We start from the raw sequence: 18,260 nt of genomic DNA, 5'->3' as shown, positions 1-18,260 counted from the left end.
GCGACACGGTCATCGCTGCATTGAGAATCGGCGCTCTGCCTGCTTAGTAGGGACAGACCCTGATGTGATCGACCATGAAATCTGTGCTGCTGTCCCTGATGATCCTTGCTGCGCCCGCCTTTCCGGCGGCGGCGCAGGATTGGGCCTTGGGCGGTTACGACGCCGTGGCCTATGAGCGAAGCGGCAGGCCCGTGCCTGGCCGCAGCGAGATCGTGACCATGTGGAAGGGCAAGCTCTGGCATTTTGCCAGCGAGGAGAACCGTGCCCGCTTCGAGTCGGATCCACGCATCTTTGCACCCGGCTTCAACGGTTTTTGTCCGGTGTCCCTGTCCGAGGGGAAGCGCGTGCAGGGCGATCCGCGGCATTTCGTCATCATCGGCAAGCGGCTTTACGTCGTAAGATCCGCGGCGGCCGAGCGTCAGTTCATGCAGGCACCGCGCGAGATCCTGATGAAGGCAAAGCAGAGTTGGGCCAGATTGCGCTAGTGCGCGCAGCATCCGCCAGATCGCGCCGTCAGGCATCACGACTTCGCGAATGGGGTGGAACTTTACATGGCTGATGCACATTTACCTTTCAGAACATGACCCCGGAACGGTCATGTTCGGATCACTGTCCCTCGTTCCGCGACTTGCGCCCGGCCATATTCTGGACCGGGCGCCTTTTCTATGGCAGGGTACTAAGACCTATGGATGAGGTAGGAGGCCCACCATGGAACTTGACCTTCAGGACGACGAGGACATCGCGCGCATCGCCCGTGAAACAAGGGTGATCGCCGTCGTCGGCCTGTCGCCCAACGAGGATCGACCAAGCTGGGGGGTGGCGCGCTATCTGCAGGCCCAGGGCTATCGCGTGATTCCCGTGAATCCCGGGCATGCGGGAGGCGAAATCCTTGGCGAACATGTCTATGCCGAACTGGCGCAGATACCGGATGACGCGGGCGTGCAGATGGTCGACATCTTCCGCCGGTCGGATGCGGTCGGGATGATCGTCGACAATGCCCTGGCCCATCTTCCGGAACTGCGGGTGATTTGGACACAGTTGGGCGTCCGTGACGATGCTGCCGCCGCCAAGGCACGGGCGCGGGGTGTCACCGTGATCCAGGATCGCTGCCCCAAGATCGAATTCCCACGCCATCTCTAGCGCGACGCGGCGCGTGTCGTCGAAAAAGGCCCCGGAGCGCTCCGGGGCCTTTTCCTCTTGCGGCAGCAGAAGGGATCAGTTCGCCTCTGCGGTTTGCAGCAGCTCGGTAATCCTGCGCACCGAGGCACGGCGATTCTGCCGGATGTCGCCTTCGCCACGGATCTTCAGAAACTGCTCGCCATAGCCCTGCACGACCAGGTTTTCGGGCGGAACGTCGAAATACTCGGTCAGCGCCAGTGCCACCGATTCAGCCCGGCGGTCGGACAGCGCAAGGTTCATCGCGTCCGCACCTACGGTGTCCGTGTGGCCCTCGATCAGAAAGATCTCGCGCGGGTTTCGGGTGATCGCCTCGCTGATCACCTGGCCAAGCGACGACAATTGCCGCGCCTGGTCGGGGCTGATCGCCGCAGATCCGGTGTCGAATGTGATGGCGTCGATATTGACCGGTGCCACCAGCGCCCGAACCTCGGGGATGTTGCGGATTTGTCCCAGGGTGAAGCGGCGGTCGATATTGCTTTCCCTCTGCAAGGCCGCGCGCAGTGCGCCCTCGTCAAGCGAGGTGCCCTCATTGGTCACCGGTGCGGGTGCCGGCAGGCTGGCGATGTCGACGGGCTCGACCTGTTCCGTGTCGTCGATCAGTCGGGTCGTGGTTCCATCGGCCGAAACCAGAGTCCGCCGCAGCACCCTCAGATTGGCGTCGCGAATGGTCACGACCTTGCTGCCGTCGGCGCGGGTCACGATGGACCGCGACGAGCCGTCGTCAAAGTTCTCGGTGGTCACGGTCGAACCCGGCTGGCGCAGAAGCGCGACCTCGTCCTTGACGACCTCCTGGCTGCCATCCGGCCGCGTCAGGACGACCCGATCCGGGGCGCTCAGCGCAACCTGGCGGTTGTTGCTCAGCATCGATCCGACCGCGACCGCGCCCAGCCCCAGCGCAAGCGCCTTGAGCAGATCGCTGCTGTCGCCGTCGTCCGCGGCCCGTGCTTCTGCCTGCTGCGGATCGGTTTGCGTCAGCGCATCGCGCAGACTGGTCGCGAAATCCTCGGATGACGAGCGGCGGTTGGCCTCGGTTACCCGCTGTTCGCGAACGTCGCCACGCGTGGACGTGTCATCCAAGGCGGCTGCGCCGCTTGTCCCGGTTTCGCGCGCCGCCTCTTCGGATGCAGCGGTCTTGACGGTATCTTCCTCGGCGGCTCGGGCGACAAGGTCGCCAGACTCGGTCACCCGGTACATCTGTGCATTGCCCGGTGCGAGAAGGAATCGCCCGGCAGGGTTCCGTTCCAGCACGACGCCGCGCGGCGTGATGAGACGCTCGCTGTCTCCACAGGGGAACGCTGCGCCGGAGAGGCAGGAAAGATCGCGTTCGGTCAGGCCGGATGCGACCTCCTGCTTCAGGACGGCGTGCAGGCGGCTCATGTTGCCCGCGCGGGTCGTGGCTGTCTCGCCCTCGGCCAGTCTGAGGGTCGCGTCCGCGGCGGCGCCTTGCGCGTCCGCGCTGTCGGCCTCGGCGGCTTGCTGCTGCTGGTCTTCCTGTTCCTGCGGCTTCTCGGCCTGCTGCTGTTCGATTTTCTTCTGCCGCTTCTCGGCCTTCCGTTCCGCTTTCTGCTTCGCCGCCTCGGCGTCTTGCTGGCGGTCTTTCTGCTTGCGCTCGGCCCGCTCGTCCTGCTTCTGGCGCCGTTTTCCGTCACCATCGGCTGCCTGATCCGGCTTGTCATCCGCCTGCTGAGCGTTGGCGGGCTTCTGCTTGGGCTTCTTGCCGTCTCTGTCCTTGGCGCGCTTGCCCTCGCCTTTCGGCGTCTTGCCGGGCTTTGCGGCTTCGTCTTGCGGCTGTTCGTCGGCCTGCTGAGCGTCGTCTACGGTCTCCGGATCCGCTTCACCGGCCTCTTGCGCCACGCTCTCGGCTTCCTCCACTGTCTCGGCGTCGACCGGGGCTTCGTCAGCCTCCTGCTGCGCCCCCTCCGCGCCGGCCGGCTCGGGATCGCCTGCCGCCTCGGCCTCGTCCCTGGCTGCCTGCTCGGCCTCTTCCAGCTTCCGGCGCAGCTCGTCCTCGATCTGCTGTTGCGGATCCTGGGTTTCGGCCTGGGCAAGACGCAGCGAGGGGTCAACCTGGCCGACCGACTGGGCCGCCGCGAGATGGGGCGCCAGCAGCGACAGGCAGGCGGCGATGGCCGTGGAGTTGTGGATGATGCGGCGCATGGCTGCTCCTTCTATGTGGTCAATCCGATTTCTGCTGCTCTTCTAACAGGCCAGAACGCGGGGGGTTCCAAACAAGCGCGTGAGCGGGACGTGAGTGACGCGCCGGCATGACCACGGACACGACGGCGGATATGGTCGCGCAAGGATGCGCGGGCTTCGATCTCGCGCCCGCGTTCCTGTCTGAGCCGTCGAATCGGGACCGCGCGATCCGGCGCGCGGCGAGGCGGCTCAGATCCCTTCGCCGACGAAGGCTTTCTCGACGACGAATTCCCTGGGATCGGAATTCGCGCCCTCGCGCAGTCCGAAACCTTCCAGCACGGCCTTCACATCGATGTTGAACGCCAGGCTGCCGCAGATCATGGCGCGGTCGGTTTCGGCCGAGATGGGCGCAAGTCCCAGATCCTCGAACACCTTGCCCGATGTCATGTTGTCGGTGATCCGGCCGGTCAGCGGGGAATCCTCGCGTGTGGTGGTCGGGTAGTACAAAAGGCGGCTGGCGAAATCTTCGCCGTACAGTTCACCCAGAAGCGGATCATGCCCGAGATTCCCGACCAGCTCGCGACCATAGGCCAGTTCGTCGGCGGTGCGGCAGGTATGCATCATCACGACCTGCTCGTAGCGTTCATAGGTCTCGGGATCGCGCATCAGCGACGCGAAGGGCGCGATGCCGGTGCCGGTGGCCAGAAACCACAGCCGCTTGCCGGGCAGCAAGGCGTCGAGGACCAGCGTTCCGACGGGCTTGGGCCGCAGGATGACCTGATCGCCCGGCTGTATGTGCTGCAGCCGCGAGGTCAGCGGGCCGTTCTGGACCTTGATCGAATAGAACTCCAGTTCGTCGTCCCAGTTCGGCGAGGCGATCGAATAGGCGCGCAGGATCGGCTTGCCCTTGTCGTCCGGCAAGCCGATCATCACGAACTCGCCCGACCGGAAGCGCAAGCTGGCCGGCCGCGTGACGCGGAACGAGAACAGCGTGTCGGTCCAGTGACGAACCGACGTCACGGTCTGCGCGTCCGGCAGGGTCTTGGCAGGTTTTGCAGCGGCGTCGGCCACGGTAAGGTCCAGCGTCATGTCTTGATTCCCGAATGTCTTAGGCGATCTGGCGAAGCGTTTAAAGCCCCGCCTGTCCGGCAAGCCGCGACCGATGGTCCCAATCGCGCCAGTCGGCACGGGCCAGCCATTGCTCAGCGGGTTGCCTTGCGGCGATGTCGGGCGTGATCGCGACCTCGTCAAAGCCCACGCGTCGGGCCATCGCGTATTGATCGGCAATCAGCCGGCCCGTCGCGCGAAGCCGACCCTTGTAGCCCAGTTCGCGCAGGCGGCGGGCCAGGCTGAAGCCGCGTCCGTCGGTGAAGGCCGGAAAGTCGATGGCGACCAGATCGCGGTCCAGATGATCGGCCAAGGTGGCGGGATCGGTGTCGGGCGCCAGCGTGATGCGCGCCTCGCCGTCCATCGCGTGAAATCCGTCGTCGCGGACGATGATCTGTTCGCTGTTCAACTGCGGGCTCATGCCGGGACCTTTCCGCGGACGATGCGTCCGCCAATGAAGTGGATTCCGCATTCGGTCTTGTCGCTGCCCCGCCAGCGGCCGGCGCGCGGGTCCTCGCCCGGCTTGACCGGCGAGGTGCAGGGCGCGCAGCCGATCGACGGATAGCCCATGGCGACCAGCGGATGGCGGGGCAGGCGGTTCTCGATCATGTAGTCCTGCACGTCCTCGGCCCGCCAGTGCGCCAGCGGATTCACGCGCAGCCGCGCGGGCGGTTCCGGCTCGAAGAAGTCGAGGCTCAGGCGCTGGCCGCCCTGGAAACGCTTGCGTCCCGTGATCCATGCGTCAAAACCGGACAGCGCGGCCTCCAGCGGGACCGTCTTGCGCAGGTCGCAGCAGGCGTCGGGACTGAACTTGTGCAGCGTGCCGTCGGGATCGTGGCGCGCGACCGAATCGTCGCCGGCGCCGATGACCCGCACATCCGTCAGGCCAAGCCTGGCCGAGACCTCGCGCTGATACCGCAGCGTTTCGGGAAACAGCATCTGCGTGTCGATGAACAGCACGGGCAGGCCGGGCGCCACGACGCTGACCATGTGCAGCAGCACCACCGATTCCGCTCCGAAGGACGACACCAGCGCGACGCGGCCCAGATCCGGGTCGCTGACCGCCCGGCGCAGCACGTCGATCGCCGCATGGTGGCGATAGCGGTCGTTCAGCCGGTCGGCGCGGCTGTCCAGATTGCCGTCAAGCATTGACGACCTCGGGATACAGCGCGGCCTTGAACGGCGCGGGACCAAGCCGGCGATAGGCGTCGATGAACCGCTCTGAAGCGTCTTCGCGCAGATCCAGATAGGCGCGCAACAGCCGGTCGATCGCCGGCACCACGTCTTCGGCGGGGAACCCTGCACCGGCGCGCTGGCCGATCGCGGGGATGTCGTAGCCATCGCCCCCCAGCGTGATCTGGTAGTTCTCGACCCCTGCGCGATCCAGGCCCAGAATGCCGATATGGCCCAGATGATGGTGGCCGCAGGCGTTGATGCAGCCTGAAATGCGGATGTTCAGCTTGCCGATTTCCTCTTCCAGCCCCTGGGCCCGGAAATGTTCGGCGATCTCCTGTGCGATCGGGATCGACCGCGCGGTGGCCAGCGTGCAGTAATCCATGCCCGGGCAGGCGATGATGTCGCTGGTCAGCCCGGCATTGGCGGTGGCCAGCCCGGCCCCGCGCAGCGCCAGATACAGCGCCGGCAGGTCCGACTTGTGCACATGCGGCAGCGCCACGTTCTGATCGTGGATGATGCGCAGATCGCTGTGGCCGTATTTCTCGGCCAGATCCGCCAGCAGGCGCATCTGGTCCGCGCTGGCATCGCCGGGCGTGGCGCCGGGCGCCTTGAAGGTCACGATCACGCTGGCATAGCCGTCGACGCGATGCGGGTGCAGGTTCGTGTCGGTCCAACTGCGGAAGGCCGGATTGGCCTGACGTTCGGCCTCGTAGCCCGCGACCGGGGCCTTGCGGAACTCAGGGGCGGCGAAACGGTCGCGGAACTGCGCCAGAGCGTCGCGGTCGGCGCCGTGGAAGTGGCCGCGGCGACGCAGGAACTCCTCCTCGGTATCGGCCCTGAAGGCATCCAGGCCCCGCTCGGACACGGTGATCTTGATGCGGGCCTTGTACTTGTTGTCGCGACGGCCCGACAGGTTGTAGGTCTCGATGATCGCCTCGATATAGGGCAGCAGGTCCTCTTCGGGCAGGAAGTCGCGGATCACCTGGCCCAGCATCGGTGTCCGGCCCAACCCGCCGCCGACCCAGACCTCGAAGCCGGTCCGGCCCTCGTGCCGGATCAGTCGCAGCCCGATGTCATGGGCGGCCACCAGCGCCCGGTCGCGCGCCGCGCCGGTGATCGCGATCTTGAACTTGCGCGGCAGGAACTGGAATTCCGCATGGTCGGTGGACCAGCTGCGCAGCAATTCCGCATAGGGGCGCGGATCTGCGAATTCGTCGGCCGCGGCGCCCGCGAAGGCATCGGTGGTGACGTTGCGGATCGTGTTGCCCGAGGTCTGGATCGCGTGCATTCCGACCGAGGCCAGCAAGTCCAGCATGTCGGGGATGTCCACCAGCCTGGGCCAGTTGAACTGGATGTTCTGGCGGGTGGTCCAGTGGCCGTAGCCCTTGTCGTAATGCTGCGCCAGATGGGCCAGCATCCGCATCTGGTCGGGGCTGATCGTGCCATACGGAATGGCCACGCGCAGCATGTAGGCGTGCAGTTGCAGATAGACGCCGTTCATCAGGCGCAGGGGCCGGAATTCGTCTTCCGTCAGGCTGCCGTCCAGCCGCCGGGCGACCTGTGCGCGGAATTGGGCCGCACGGTGGCGGACATAGTCGGTATCGACAGGGCGGACGTCAAACATGGGTCGCCTCGGATTTCTGCGTCTGGATGCCGTGGAAATAGTTTGAAGGACCGGTCTGGCGGAACGCCTCGCGGAAATGCACGGGCTCGGGGCCGTTGGGGCCGCGCCGCGCCTCGACCAGGTAGGGGCCGACGACGATGTTCGACTGGCCGATGGCCTTCAGCAACGCCAGGTCTGCAATCGCCTCGTCCTCGAACAGCGTCGCGCGCCCGGGATCGGGGGTCCAGCCGCCCTCGCACATCCAGACGTTATGGCCTTCGCGCAGATCGTTCGCGGTGATGACGCCCGGCTTCGCGGCGCTCGGGGTGAAGGCTTTGCTCATGGATTCGGACCTTTTCGTTATTGCCTCAATATAGAATTTTGTTCTGGTAATTTGCGATACGGTCAGGAAAATAAGGACGAACAGGCAGTGAGGAGCACCATGTCGGAACCAGGTTCCAATGAAGTGGGCGGGGCGCAAACGCCCGTCCGTCTGGATGAGGTGGACCGCAAAATCCTGTCCCTGCTACAGCTGGATGCCAGCCTGTCGCTGGACCAGATCGCCGAGCGAGTCGGGGCCTCGAAGACCCCGGTCTGGAACCGGATCCGAAAACTGCGCGAGGCCGGCGTCATCCGCCGTCAGGTGGCCATTCTCGACCCCGAGGCGCTGGGGCTTGAGGCCTGTTTCTTCGTGCTCATCCGCACCAGCGAGCATGACAAGGACTGGGCGCACCGGTTCCTGAAGGCGTTGCGCGACCGGCCCGAGGTGGTCGAGGCGCACCGGCTGGCGGGCGATATCGACTATATCCTGAAGGTGCATGTCAGGAACGCGCGGGCGTATGATCGTTTCTACCAGTCGCTGATCGGGGAGGTCAGGATCCACAACGTCACCGCGCTGCTGTCGATGGAGGAGATCAAGGCCACCAGCGCGCTGCCCATACCCTGACCCGCCGCATCGCAGCGCCCCATGCCAGATCGACGTGAACAGATCGGCGCGTTCCGGCGAGGCCGACCGCCGCGCGAAGAGGATCGACGCGGCGGCGGTCACCATGAACATGCCCGCCGGCAGCAGGAGGCCGGGTGAGGACGAAAAGACGAACGCGCCCGAGATCATCCGCGCCGAGATGATGAAACCGCTCAGCGAAATCATGATGGTGTCCTTGGTCGCCGCCAGCGCGATGGTATCCCGTTCCGCCTGGTAGGCCTTGCGGAACATGGTCTCGACAGCCTTCGATACGCCCGGCTTCCCGGGCCTCTCATCCTTGGCCTTCTTCATGGTCAGGCGCGTTGCCACCGCCTGTCTCTGGCAAGCGCCGGTGGCGGTCGGTCCCGTCACGAAAGTGTCATGTGCCGGGTTGCGCCTGTCAGCAGGAGATATTCCTGACGGGTGCGCTGCGCGCGTAAGCCCCTGGCCATGTCGCCCGGCAGGACCAGGGTTTTCCGGCGCGCGATGCGTGCACCGGGCAGGCACCGGATGTGCACGGCGCGTACACCGCTTGCGGGCGTTGCGCCTCGTGTCGGCGCAACGGCAGCGCGACGTCTACTCGTCCACGACGTTCAGGATCTTCGGCAGCGCGGGGCAGGGCAGAAGCTGGTTGCGGGCCACGTCCGCCAGCGTGTGGTTGTGCAGGAAGACATAGACATGGGCCGACAGGCTTTCCCATAGCCGGTTCGACAGGGTCTGAGCGCGTGAACCCGACACGCCGCCGGATGCGCCGGCACCCACATGCATGGCGCTGACGGTCTCGTCCACGGCCTCCAGGATCTCGGCGATGCGGATCGTCTCGGGCGTGCGGGCCAGTCGATAGCCGCCGCCGGGGCCGCGCACCGATGCCACCAGCCCGGCGCGGCGCAGACGCACGAACAGTTGTTCCAGATAGGGCAGCGAGATGTCCTGGCGTTTCGATATCTCGGCCAGCGAGGTCAACTCGTGCTGATCGGCAACCGCCAGGTCGGTCAGTGCGATGATCGCGTAACGTCCCTTTGTGGACAGTTTCATCGCGTGGCCCCCCTTGCGTGGCTGGCGCCGCATTGACGGGTGGCGCGCGGCTGCGTTATGCCCCGAAAGCCCGTTTCTTGCGCCAGAGGCGCCGACTTCCCAGATGATATCGTCTAGAAGCCGGGCGCGAAAGCGTCAAGGAACCAACACGCCGCAAAGGACGATGATGCCAGAGCTTATTTTTCCCGGTCCCGAAGGCCGTCTTGAAGGCCGTTACCATCCCCAGCCCGGCAAGCCCGCTGCCCCCATCGCGATCGTCCTGCATCCGCACCCGCAATACGGCGGCACGATGAACAACCGGGTCGTCTATAACCTGCACTACGCCTTTCACAGGATGGGGTTCACGGTGATGCGGTTCAATTTCCGCGGCGTCGGGCGCAGCCAGGGCGAGTTCGACCAGGGCATCGGCGAATTGTCCGACGCGGCCTCGGCGCTGGACTATCTGCAGGCGATGAACCCCAACAGCAAGCATTGCTGGGTCGCGGGGTTCAGCTTTGGCGCCTGGATCGGCATGCAGCTGCTGATGCGCCGCCCCGAGATCACCGGATTCATCAGCGTGGCGCCTCCGGCGAACATGTATGATTTCAGCTTCCTGGCGCCGTGCCCGTCGTCCGGGCTGATCGTGAACGGCACCGCCGATCGGGTTGCGCCGCCCAAGGACACCCACACGCTGGTCGGCAAGCTGCGCGAGCAGAAGGGCATCACGATCACCCACGAGGAAATCGAGGGCGCGGATCATTTCTTCCGCGACGATGAGGCCCATATGAAGCCGATGATCGACATGGTGCAGGCTTATGTGCGGCGGCGGCTGACCGAAAACACCCGCTAGGCGATGGCCGACCGCATCGGGCGCCAGATCGCGTTTCTGTGTGAGGTTGACCGGCTGAAATCGGTCCTCCGGGCGAATGTGCTGATGGATCTGTCGCGGCCCGAGAACAGCGCCGAGCATAGCTGGCACGTGGCGCTGTGGGCGATGGTATTCGGAGCCTCGGACAGCGCGATCGCCATGCTGCTGGTCCACGATCTGGTCGAGATCGATGTGGGCGACCACCCGATCCACCTGCCGCATGACGCCAAGGCGCTGGCGCTTGACGAGGGGCGGGCAGCGGCGCGCATCTTCGGGCTTGCACCCGATGGGAACGCGCTGCTGGCAACATGGCTTGAATTCGAGGCCGCGCGCACGGACGACGCGGTGATGGCCAAGCGGATGGATCACTGCCAGCCGCTGTTTCAGGTCCTGATGGCACCCGCCCCCCTGGACGCGCATCTGCGGATCGTCCGCGACAACCTGTCGGCGGGGCGGGCCGCCCGGCTGCGCGTCGAATGGGCCGAGGCAATGGACGCGGCGCAGCGCTTGCTGGATGGCGGATCGCTGTCGGGCGACCTCGCGGCGCAGCTGCGGTTTCTGGCCGAGGCGGATGCGCTGAAATCGGTCTGCCGGGCGAACAGCCTGATTGACGGGTCGCGGCGGGAAAACAGCGCCGAGCATAGCTGGCATCTGGCGGTCTATGCGCTTGCGCTGGCCGATCTGGCCGCGCCCGGGGTCGATATCGGCCGGGTGATCCGGATGCTGCTGATCCATGATCTTGTCGAGATCGACGTGGGCGACGTGCCGCTGCACTCGGCGCAGGGTCAGGCGCATGGTTCGGTCGTGGTCCAGGCTGCCGAAGCGGCCGCGGCGCGACGGATCTTCGGCCTGCTGCCCGAGCGGCAGGCGGCGGATTTTCTGGCGCTGTGGCTTGAGTTCGAGGCGGCCCGGTCGGCGGACGCGATCTTCGCCAAGGCGCTGGATCGCTGTCAGCCTGCGATCCAGAACCTGAAATCCGGCGGGGCCGTGTGGCGCGAATACGGTGTCGGCTACGACGACATCGTGACCCGGGTGGGCGCACGCATCGTGCCGGGCGCCCCGACGCTGTGGGCGTGGCTGGATCGGGAACTGCAACGGTTCTTCCACTGACCCGAATTCCCGGGCACGGTGCGATCAACCATCCGTGAGCGGGGAACGATGCGGTGGCGGAGTGGGTTGGGCGGTACCTTCGATCTGACAATCTAGGGAAGGAGAGATCATGAAATTCAGGTTTTTTGCCGCAACGACCGCAACCGCACTCGTTCTGGGTGGCGCCGCTTTCGGTCAGACGATGATCGGTGATCAGGAAGTGTCGGCGGGCGATCTGGCGGCCGTCACGGCCCATTGCGCCATGCTGGCGCAGGGCAGCGCCACGGCCGATGTCGAGCCGGGCAACACCGGCAATCCGGGTACGACCGGGCTGGAAGAGAGCCCCGAGGCCACGGAATTCGGCAGCGACGAGAACGAGGACGTCGTGCCGGGCAATACCGGGAACGCCGACGCGGCCGATAACATGAACGCCGCAGCAGCGCCGGCCACGGACGAATTGGCCCCGGACGCAAACGCCGGCAACCCCGAAGCAGAAACCACTACGCTGTCGGTGAATCTGCAACAGATCACCTTGGCCGAATGCGAGGCTGCCGGATTCTGATCGCGCCGCACGCTGACCAGCGGTCGCGACGCGTTTTGCGGTCGCGATGAAATGCAGAAGTGCCGGGCGGCCCCGCCCGGCACTTTTCGTCCGGCGCAGGCCTCGGTGGCCGCCGTCAGGACACCAGCGGCTGGCCATTGGCCGCGTGGCGCTGCGCAAGGTGGCGCGCCCGCTTGCCTGCCGCGAACAGCCGCGCGCCCTGGAAAGCGTCGCCATCGTCGCGCAGTTGCGGAAACAGGGCACGGATTTCTTCGGCGGCGTCACCGAGGGCCGCCAGAGCCTGCACGCCGGGAAACAGGGACTCGGTTTCGGCGCCATTCGACATCAGCACCTCGTGCCGGTCGAACAGCAGATGGACATAGGTGACGCTTGCGCAATCGTACAGTTCCTCGACCCCTGCGATCCCCACGAGCTGTTTTGCCGCGACCAGCAATTCGGGGGCGCCGAACATCCGCTGTGCGATGCGCGACCGGACCAGAACGCGGTGCTGGGGCGACACGATGAGGTCGGTATCGGGCCGCGACGGGCCAAGCGCGCCAGCGCGGATGCGGATCGGACGCAGGCGTGGATTGGCGCCAAGCTCGGCCGGCGACAGCGAGCGCTGACCGCTCCAGCGGATCGGCTGGAAGCCGTTGTCGCGTGTCCAGACCAGATCACCGGGCGCCAGATCCTCGACCGGCCGGCCCCCCCGATCCGTCAGGATCAGCGTGCCGGCGGTAAAGCAGGGCGCGGTGGGTTTGACGAACCCCTTGAGATTGTACCGGTCCGCGCTGGCGATGCCGAGATTCGTGGTGAAGTGGGACGCCGACGGAAAGCTGAGTCCGACGAGAGGATAGGTCGTGACCGCGTCGACCTCGCCCGGGGCGCCGCCGTTCACGGGCGGCGGAATCATGAAGGCGTTGCCGGACGTGTCCTGGAAAACCCGGACCGTTGTCAGGACGGTATCGGTGCTGCCATCGGGAAGCAGTCGCGTCACCTCGACATTCGAGGCGACAAAGGCGCCGTCCAGCTGATGGTGATGTGTGACCGGGGGATCGCCAAGCTGGTAGCTGATGGTTTCCTGCGTGCCACAATAGTTGTCGTGATAGATCCGCCCGTCATTATTCGAATCATTCAGCGAGACATCAAGCACACGCGCGTAAAGCGGGGTTCCGCTGTCGCCGATGCTGCCGTTCGCGGCGAATGTGGTTGCCAGTTCGGAATTGATCGACGACTCATCGGGGTCCATATCCGGGAAATTGCCGAGATAGATCATGGTGTAGCTGGGCATGACGCAAACTCCGCCAGACGGGTTGTCGCCTGTCCGTAGCCCGAAATGACCTTCGATTTCCAACCCAATGCCCTTAAACAAAAGCATAAACTTTAGTCGGATGGCCGCGCCTCTGCCCATGCCTACGGCGGAGGAAAAACGGCATACAATCGCATACCGTCTTTTCAAGCGCAGGTTTTCAGTCTATGAGGCGGTCGAGCGTGACGCCAACAAGGGGACCAACCATGTCGAAGATAAAGGTAGAGAACCCCGTCGTCGAACTTGACGGCGACGAGATGACCCGGATCATCTGGGACTTCATCAAGCAGAAACTGATCCTGCCCTATCTGGACATCGACCTGAAATATTACGACCTGGGCATCGAGGAACGCGATCGCACCGACGACCAGATCACGGTGGATGCCGCCGAGGCGATCAAGCAATACGGGGTCGGCGTGAAATGCGCGACCATCACCCCCGACGAGGCCCGCGTCGAGGAATTCGGCCTGAAGAAGATGTGGCGCTCGCCCAACGGCACGATCCGCAACATCCTGGGCGGGGTGATCTTCCGCGAACCGATCATCTGCAAGAACGTGCCGCGGCTGGTGCCGGGCTGGACCCGGCCCATCATCGTCGGCCGCCATGCGTTCGGTGACCAGTATCGGGCAACCGATTTCAGGTTCCCCGGCAAGGGCAAGGTGACGATCAAGTTCGTGGGCGAGGACGGCGAGACGATCGAGCACGAGGTGTTCCAGTCGCCCGGTCCCGGCGTCGCGATGGCGATGTACAACCTGGATGATTCCATCCGCGATTTCGCCCGGGCCAGCCTGAATTATGGCCTCAACCGCGGCGTGCCGGTCTATCTGTCCACCAAGAACACGATCCTCAAGGCCTATGACGGCCGCTTCAAGGACCTGTTCCAGGAGGTCTTCGACGAGGAGTTCGCGGACCAGTTCAAGAAGGCCGGGATCACCTACGAACATCGCCTGATCGACGACATGGTGGCCAGCGCGATGAAATGGTCGGGCGGTTATGTCTGGGCCTGCAAGAACTATGACGGCGACGTTCAGTCCGACACCGTCGCCCAGGGCTTTGGCTCGCTTGGCCTGATGACCAGCGTGCTGATGACGCCGGATGGACAGATCGTGGAATCCGAGGCCGCCCACGGCACCGTGACGCGCCATTACCGCGAGCACCAGAAGGGCAACGCGACCTCGACCAACTCGATCGCCTCGATCTTTGCCTGGACCGGGGGGCTCAAGCACCGCGCCAAGCTGGACGGCAACGACGCGCTGATGACCTTTGCCACGACGCTGGAGCGGGTCACCGTCGAGGCGGTCGAGGACGGGTTCATGACCAAGGACCTGGCGCTGCTGGTCGGGCCTGACCAGAAATGGCTGACGACAATGGGTTACCTGGAAAAGGTCGATGAATACCTGAACAAGGCACTGGCCTGAGGCAGGCCGGACCGAATCCTTTCCGGTCCGGATATCCCGACGAAGACAAAGCCGCGCGGCATCAGCGCGGCTTTTTTTCGTTCCGCAGGCTGGCCAGCAGCGCAGGAAGGTCGCGGGCTCCGGTTTCGGCGTTCCGAACCAGCTGGTCGAAATGCGCGGTCAGGATCCGGACGCGGTTGCTGTCGCGGAACACCAGGTAATTCTGGCCGATATAGATTGCCGCCATCAGTGGGCCAAAGACCGTCAAAGGCGCCGAGAACAGTTCCCGCGCGTCGTAGAGGCAGACCCGCAGCGCCGGATAAAGCTGCTCGGTCACGCGGCCGAAATGGTCCAGCTGCGCGTGGCGCAGCGTTTGCGGCAGATCGCGGTAATAGCCCTCGCCCCGCGCCAGAAGCTCGATCTCTTGCCGGGGCAGGGCGATTTCCAGGTCCGAACTGGTCTGGCGCATCCAGTCCAGCCGGCGTTCGGACGCGTCGATCGCCTGGGTGGTGCTGCGGGTGCGGTGGCGGGCATACTCCCAGCGCAGCACCTGATGGGTCTTCAGCATGTCGGGCAGGCCGGTCGGCACATGGCGGATCTTGTAGCCGGCCGCCTGCTGGTGCCATTCGAAAAGCTGGTCGTCTATCAGTGCGCGCGTGGCCGCCGTGACCTGCAGCGAGGCGTCCACGAGGTCGCTGGCCATCTGCTGGTGTTCGCTGAGGCCCAGAAGCCAGTCGGCGCTGATCCCGAAATGCCGCGCCGCAGCCGCCACCACATGCGCGCCCGGCACGCGGCCGCCCGAATCGGTCAGGACCTGCGAGATGGTGGAACGGTCCACGCCAATGGCGCGGGCCAGCCCCGACTGGGTTTCGCCGCTTTCGGCCATGATCCGGACCAGCCGCGCGCGCAGCACCGCGGCCAGATCGCGCTTGTCGCATATCGTCTCCATCTGTTGTTGAATATCACCAAATGCCTCTAAATGCTAACGATGTTCTGAATTCTGCACGACCCGGGACCGTGCTAGTTTCGGTCTGTCGCCGCCGCACAGAGAGAAACCCTCGATGGAAACCCGCGCCAGATCACTGACCAAGGCCGTGTTGTGGCAGTTGCTGGGGCTGGTGGTCATGACCCTGGTGGGGCTTGCCCTGACCGGGTCGGCGCGGCTGGGTGGCGGGCTGGCGCTGGTCAATGCCGGGCTGGGGCTTGTCCTCTATCTGGGATATGAACGGCTGTGGCAGCGCATCGGCTGGGGACGGATCGTGCCGTGAACGCTTTCGCGCGGGCGCGGGCTGGGCTATCAGTCGCGCAGCAAGCTGAGCAGGAGTCGTCGATGAAGGCCGCCGTCATCACCTTTCCCGGATCCAACTGCGATCGCGACCTGGCGGTCGCGCTGGAACAGGCAGGCGCCCGGGTCGCCCGCGTCTGGCACAAGGATCAGGCGCTGCCCTCGGGCACCGACCTTGTGGCGGTGCCGGGCGGGTTCTCGTATGGCGATTATCTTCGCTGCGGTGCCATCGCGGCGCATTCTCCGATCGCCGCCGCGCTGCGCGATCACGCCGCGCGGGGCGGATATATGCTGGGGATCTGCAACGGATTCCAGGTCCTGACCGAGCTGGGCCTGCTGCCCGGCGCGCTGATGCGCAATCAGGGGCTGACCTTCATCTGCCGGCCTGCCGTCCTTAAAGTCGCGACCGCCGACAGCGACTTCACGCGCGGCTACGAGGCCGGCCAGCGAATCTCGATTCCCGTGGCCCATCACGAAGGCAACTACCAGATCGGCGCCGAAGGACTGGCCGCGTTGCGCGACCAGGATCGCATCGCCTTCACCTATGCGCCCGCGATCAACGGCTCGGTCGCCGATATCGCCGGAATCCTCTCGGCCAATCGCCGGGTTCTGGGGATGATGCCCCACCCCGAACGGGCCGCCGACGCGGTGCTTGGCGGCACCGACGGCCGGGCCCTGTTTTCCGCGCTGGTCAAGGGGCTTCAGCACGCCTGACTTGAGCCGACGGTCTTCTGGGCATAGATTGCCTCAGTTAGCGATTTTCGTCGGAATGACGCGGTGAGTGAACAGCAAGCAAGTCAAGGCACGGCCCGAAGGCCGGGCGGTCAGGCCGAGCCGGAAGGCCCGCAGCCTGCCAATCCCTGGTGGCTCAGATCCGCCATCGCGCTGATCTTTCTGGCCGCGCTGGTCGCAATCTGGGCCACAAACGCCTGGCTGACCGAGCGATTCGCAGAGAACACCCGCATGCGCGCGGAACTGCGGCTGGAACTTTATACCGGCAACCTGATGTCGGAATTGAATCGCAACGAGTTCGTTCCTCTGCTGCTGGCCCGCGATCCGTCATTGATCACTGCGCTGAGCAGCAATGATTTCTCGGGCACCTCGGCCCGACTGATCGCGGCGCAGAAGGAAATCCGCGCGGCCTCGATCCGGCTGCTGGATGCCTCGGGTCGCACCGTGGGCTCGACCGATCGCTATCAGATCGGGGCGAACAGCAGCACGACACCCTATTACGTCGAGGCGCTGCGGTCGCGCGATACCGTCTTCACCGTCTCGACGACCGAAAGCGGCGCCTATGAATTCAACCATTCCCGCGCCATCGTCGCGGACGGAAAGACGCTGGGGGTGATCGTCGTCGGCGCCGATCTGAGCGCGCTGGAAAGGTCATGGGCAGGCATCGCGGATGCGGTCGCGGTGATCGACAGCGAAGGGTCGATCATCCTGGCCACCGAGCCGCGCTGGCGCGGCCGCAGCCTGTCCGAGGCGCTGCAAGTGCGTTCCGCCCCTTCGGCCATCCAGCGCGCCTTCCAGGTGACCGCGGACTGGGCCGCGCCGCCGGCCGACGCGTATCTGCAGGGGCGTGCGGTGATGCGCAGCGAACAGCGCATCGCCTTTCGCGGCTGGCGGATGATCAGCTTCACCACCTATGCATCCACGCGCGAGCGGGTGAATGCGGTCCTGGCGCTGGAGATCATGGGCTTTGCCATCCTGCTGGCGGTGACCTTCTGGCTGCTGTCGCGCCGCGCCCGGATGCAGTCGGCGGCCTATATGCGCGAATCAGCCGATCTGCGGGCGCTGAACGCCCGGCTGACCCGCGAGATCGCCGAGCGCGAGCGCGTCCAGAAAGAGCTGCGGGTGGCCGAGCAGACCGTGCAGCAATCCTCGAAACTGGCGGCACTGGGCGAGATGTCGGCCGGTGTCAGCCACGAACTGAACCAGCCGCTGGCAGCGATGAAGACCTATCTTGCCGGCGCGAGGCTGCTGTTGCAGCGCGGCCGAAGCGAAGAGGCGTTGTCCAGCTTTCAGCGCATCGACGATCTGATCGAACGCATGGGCGCGATAACCCGGCAACTGAAATCCTATGCCCGCAAGGGCGGTGACGCGGTCGAGCCCGTCGATCTGCGCGCCGCGGTCAGTTCCGCCCTGACCATGATGGAGCCGCAACTGCGGACCGGCACGATCCTGGTGACCCGCCACGCGCCGCGTGGCAAGGTCATGGTGATGGCCGACCGCATCCGGCTGGAGCAGGTCATCATCAACCTGCTGCGCAATGCGGTCGATGCGGTGAAGGGGCGGCGCGACGCGGCAATCGAGATCACGGTCGAGGCGGGCGCTCACGCCCATGTGTCCGTCAGGGACAACGGGCCGGGTGTCTCGGACCTGGAAAAACTGTTTGAACCCTTCTGGACAACCAAGAAGCCGGGTGAGGGCACCGGGCTGGGTCTGGCCATCTCGTCCACCATCGTGGCGGATTTCGGGGGGCGTCTGACCGCACATAACGCAACCGAGGGAGGGGCCGTCTTCGAGGTGGCCCTGCCGCTGTACCGGCCGGGCGAACCCCGCGACGCGCTGGCCGCAGAATGACGCATCGAG

Annotated in this window: 20 protein-coding genes; 11 read left to right on the top strand and 9 right to left on the bottom strand. The window is 65.4% G+C overall.

The genetic code is table 11. The annotated features are described in order from the left end of the window. Positions 1–74: 74 nt before the first annotated feature. Positions 75–485 carry a YHS domain-containing (seleno)protein gene (locus L1965_RS02630; RefSeq protein ID WP_235754841.1) on the top strand — a complete coding sequence of 137 codons (411 nt, stop codon included), beginning with the start codon at positions 75–77 and terminating at the stop codon, positions 483–485. Positions 486–708: 223 nt separating this feature from the next. Beyond that, positions 709–1,140 (top strand): CoA-binding protein, encoded by a 432-nt coding sequence (locus L1965_RS02625; protein WP_235754840.1) that lies wholly within the window; start codon positions 709–711, stop codon positions 1,138–1,140. A 75-nt stretch (positions 1,141–1,215) separates the two neighbouring features. On the opposite strand, the gene L1965_RS02620 is transcribed toward L1965_RS02625, so the two are convergent. From L1965_RS02620 to L1965_RS02595, 6 genes are all read right to left on the bottom strand, one after another. Beyond that, positions 1,216–3,336 carry an OmpA family protein gene (locus tag L1965_RS02620; protein WP_235754839.1) on the bottom strand — a complete coding sequence of 707 codons (2,121 nt, stop codon included), beginning with the start codon at positions 3,334–3,336 and terminating at the stop codon, positions 1,216–1,218. A 228-nt stretch (positions 3,337–3,564) separates the two neighbouring features. Further along, the gene (locus L1965_RS02615; RefSeq protein ID WP_235754838.1) at positions 3,565–4,404 is read right to left on the bottom strand and encodes a ferredoxin--NADP reductase; all 840 of its coding nucleotides are present in this window, start codon (positions 4,402–4,404) and stop codon (positions 3,565–3,567) included. Positions 4,405–4,444: 40 nt separating this feature from the next. Continuing rightward, positions 4,445–4,843 carry a DUF934 domain-containing protein gene (locus tag L1965_RS02610; RefSeq protein WP_235754837.1) on the bottom strand — a complete coding sequence of 133 codons (399 nt, stop codon included), beginning with the start codon at positions 4,841–4,843 and terminating at the stop codon, positions 4,445–4,447. Further along, the gene (locus tag L1965_RS02605; RefSeq protein ID WP_235754836.1) at positions 4,840–5,571 is read right to left on the bottom strand and encodes a phosphoadenylyl-sulfate reductase; all 732 of its coding nucleotides are present in this window, start codon (positions 5,569–5,571) and stop codon (positions 4,840–4,842) included. Before L1965_RS02605 ends, L1965_RS02610 begins: the two co-directional genes overlap by 4 nt. Continuing rightward, on the bottom strand, positions 5,564–7,222 hold the full coding sequence (locus tag L1965_RS02600; RefSeq protein WP_235754835.1) for a nitrite/sulfite reductase: 1,659 nt from the start codon (positions 7,220–7,222) through the stop codon (positions 5,564–5,566). Before L1965_RS02600 ends, L1965_RS02605 begins: the two co-directional genes overlap by 8 nt. Continuing rightward, on the bottom strand, positions 7,215–7,544 hold the full coding sequence (locus tag L1965_RS02595) for a DUF2849 domain-containing protein (protein WP_235754834.1): 330 nt from the start codon (positions 7,542–7,544) through the stop codon (positions 7,215–7,217). Before L1965_RS02595 ends, L1965_RS02600 begins: the two co-directional genes overlap by 8 nt. A gap of 99 nt (positions 7,545–7,643) precedes the next feature. On the opposite strand from L1965_RS02595, the gene L1965_RS02590 reads away from it, so the two are divergent. Continuing rightward, positions 7,644–8,147: an Lrp/AsnC family transcriptional regulator gene (locus L1965_RS02590; protein ID WP_235754833.1), complete on the top strand. Its 504-nt coding sequence runs from the start codon at positions 7,644–7,646 to the stop codon at positions 8,145–8,147. 34 nt (positions 8,148–8,181) lie between these two features. Further along, positions 8,182–8,403 (top strand): hypothetical protein, encoded by a 222-nt coding sequence (locus tag L1965_RS02585; RefSeq protein WP_235754832.1) that lies wholly within the window; start codon positions 8,182–8,184, stop codon positions 8,401–8,403. A 338-nt stretch (positions 8,404–8,741) separates the two neighbouring features. Here L1965_RS02585 and iscR read toward each other — a convergent pair whose 3' ends face one another. Continuing rightward, a complete protein-coding gene (gene iscR, locus L1965_RS02580; protein WP_235754831.1) occupies positions 8,742–9,200 on the bottom strand; it encodes a Fe-S cluster assembly transcriptional regulator IscR in 459 nt (152 codons plus the stop codon). A gap of 166 nt (positions 9,201–9,366) precedes the next feature. On the opposite strand from iscR, the gene L1965_RS02575 reads away from it, so the two are divergent. The 3 genes from L1965_RS02575 to L1965_RS02565 all read left to right on the top strand — a co-directional run bounded on the left by L1965_RS02575 (position 9,367) and on the right by L1965_RS02565 (position 11,698). Continuing rightward, positions 9,367–10,029, top strand: coding sequence for an alpha/beta hydrolase (locus tag L1965_RS02575; RefSeq protein WP_235754830.1), 663 nt, complete (start codon positions 9,367–9,369; stop codon positions 10,027–10,029). A 3-nt stretch (positions 10,030–10,032) separates the two neighbouring features. Further along, a complete protein-coding gene (locus tag L1965_RS02570; protein ID WP_235754829.1) occupies positions 10,033–11,157 on the top strand; it encodes an HD domain-containing protein in 1,125 nt (374 codons plus the stop codon). 109 nt (positions 11,158–11,266) lie between these two features. Next, complete coding sequence (locus L1965_RS02565; protein WP_235754828.1) at positions 11,267–11,698, top strand: hypothetical protein; 432 nt, start codon at positions 11,267–11,269, stop codon at positions 11,696–11,698. 115 nt (positions 11,699–11,813) lie between these two features. Here the strand turns inward: L1965_RS02565 and L1965_RS02560 are convergent, their stop codons facing one another. After that, positions 11,814–12,968 carry a Hint domain-containing protein gene (locus L1965_RS02560; RefSeq protein WP_235754827.1) on the bottom strand — a complete coding sequence of 385 codons (1,155 nt, stop codon included), beginning with the start codon at positions 12,966–12,968 and terminating at the stop codon, positions 11,814–11,816. A gap of 224 nt (positions 12,969–13,192) precedes the next feature. Here L1965_RS02560 and L1965_RS02555 point away from each other — a divergent pair, with 224 nt between their 5' ends. Then, positions 13,193–14,404 carry an NADP-dependent isocitrate dehydrogenase gene (locus L1965_RS02555; RefSeq protein WP_235754826.1) on the top strand — a complete coding sequence of 404 codons (1,212 nt, stop codon included), beginning with the start codon at positions 13,193–13,195 and terminating at the stop codon, positions 14,402–14,404. 61 nt (positions 14,405–14,465) lie between these two features. Here L1965_RS02555 and L1965_RS02550 read toward each other — a convergent pair whose 3' ends face one another. Beyond that, positions 14,466–15,332: a helix-turn-helix domain-containing protein gene (locus L1965_RS02550; protein WP_235754825.1), complete on the bottom strand. Its 867-nt coding sequence runs from the start codon at positions 15,330–15,332 to the stop codon at positions 14,466–14,468. Between the two features lie 112 nt (positions 15,333–15,444). Here L1965_RS02550 and L1965_RS02545 point away from each other — a divergent pair, with 112 nt between their 5' ends. The 3 genes from L1965_RS02545 (at position 15,445) to L1965_RS02535 (ending at position 18,251) form a co-directional block, all read left to right on the top strand. Next, on the top strand, positions 15,445–15,651 hold the full coding sequence (locus L1965_RS02545) for a DUF2061 domain-containing protein (protein ID WP_235754824.1): 207 nt from the start codon (positions 15,445–15,447) through the stop codon (positions 15,649–15,651). A 62-nt stretch (positions 15,652–15,713) separates the two neighbouring features. Next, the gene (purQ, locus tag L1965_RS02540) at positions 15,714–16,382 is read left to right on the top strand and encodes a phosphoribosylformylglycinamidine synthase subunit PurQ (RefSeq protein WP_235754823.1); all 669 of its coding nucleotides are present in this window, start codon (positions 15,714–15,716) and stop codon (positions 16,380–16,382) included. A 63-nt stretch (positions 16,383–16,445) separates the two neighbouring features. Continuing rightward, positions 16,446–18,251, top strand: coding sequence for a sensor histidine kinase (locus L1965_RS02535; protein WP_439332034.1), 1,806 nt, complete (start codon positions 16,446–16,448; stop codon positions 18,249–18,251). Positions 18,252–18,260: the final 9 nt, after the last annotated feature.

This window comes from Paracoccus salsus (genome assembly GCF_021556615.1).
In the GTDB taxonomy this organism is placed as follows: Bacteria; Pseudomonadota; Alphaproteobacteria; order Rhodobacterales; family Rhodobacteraceae; genus Paracoccus; species Paracoccus salsus.
The sequence above is the reverse complement of the archived record's forward strand: the minus strand, read 5'-3'. Positions and strand labels throughout refer to the sequence as shown.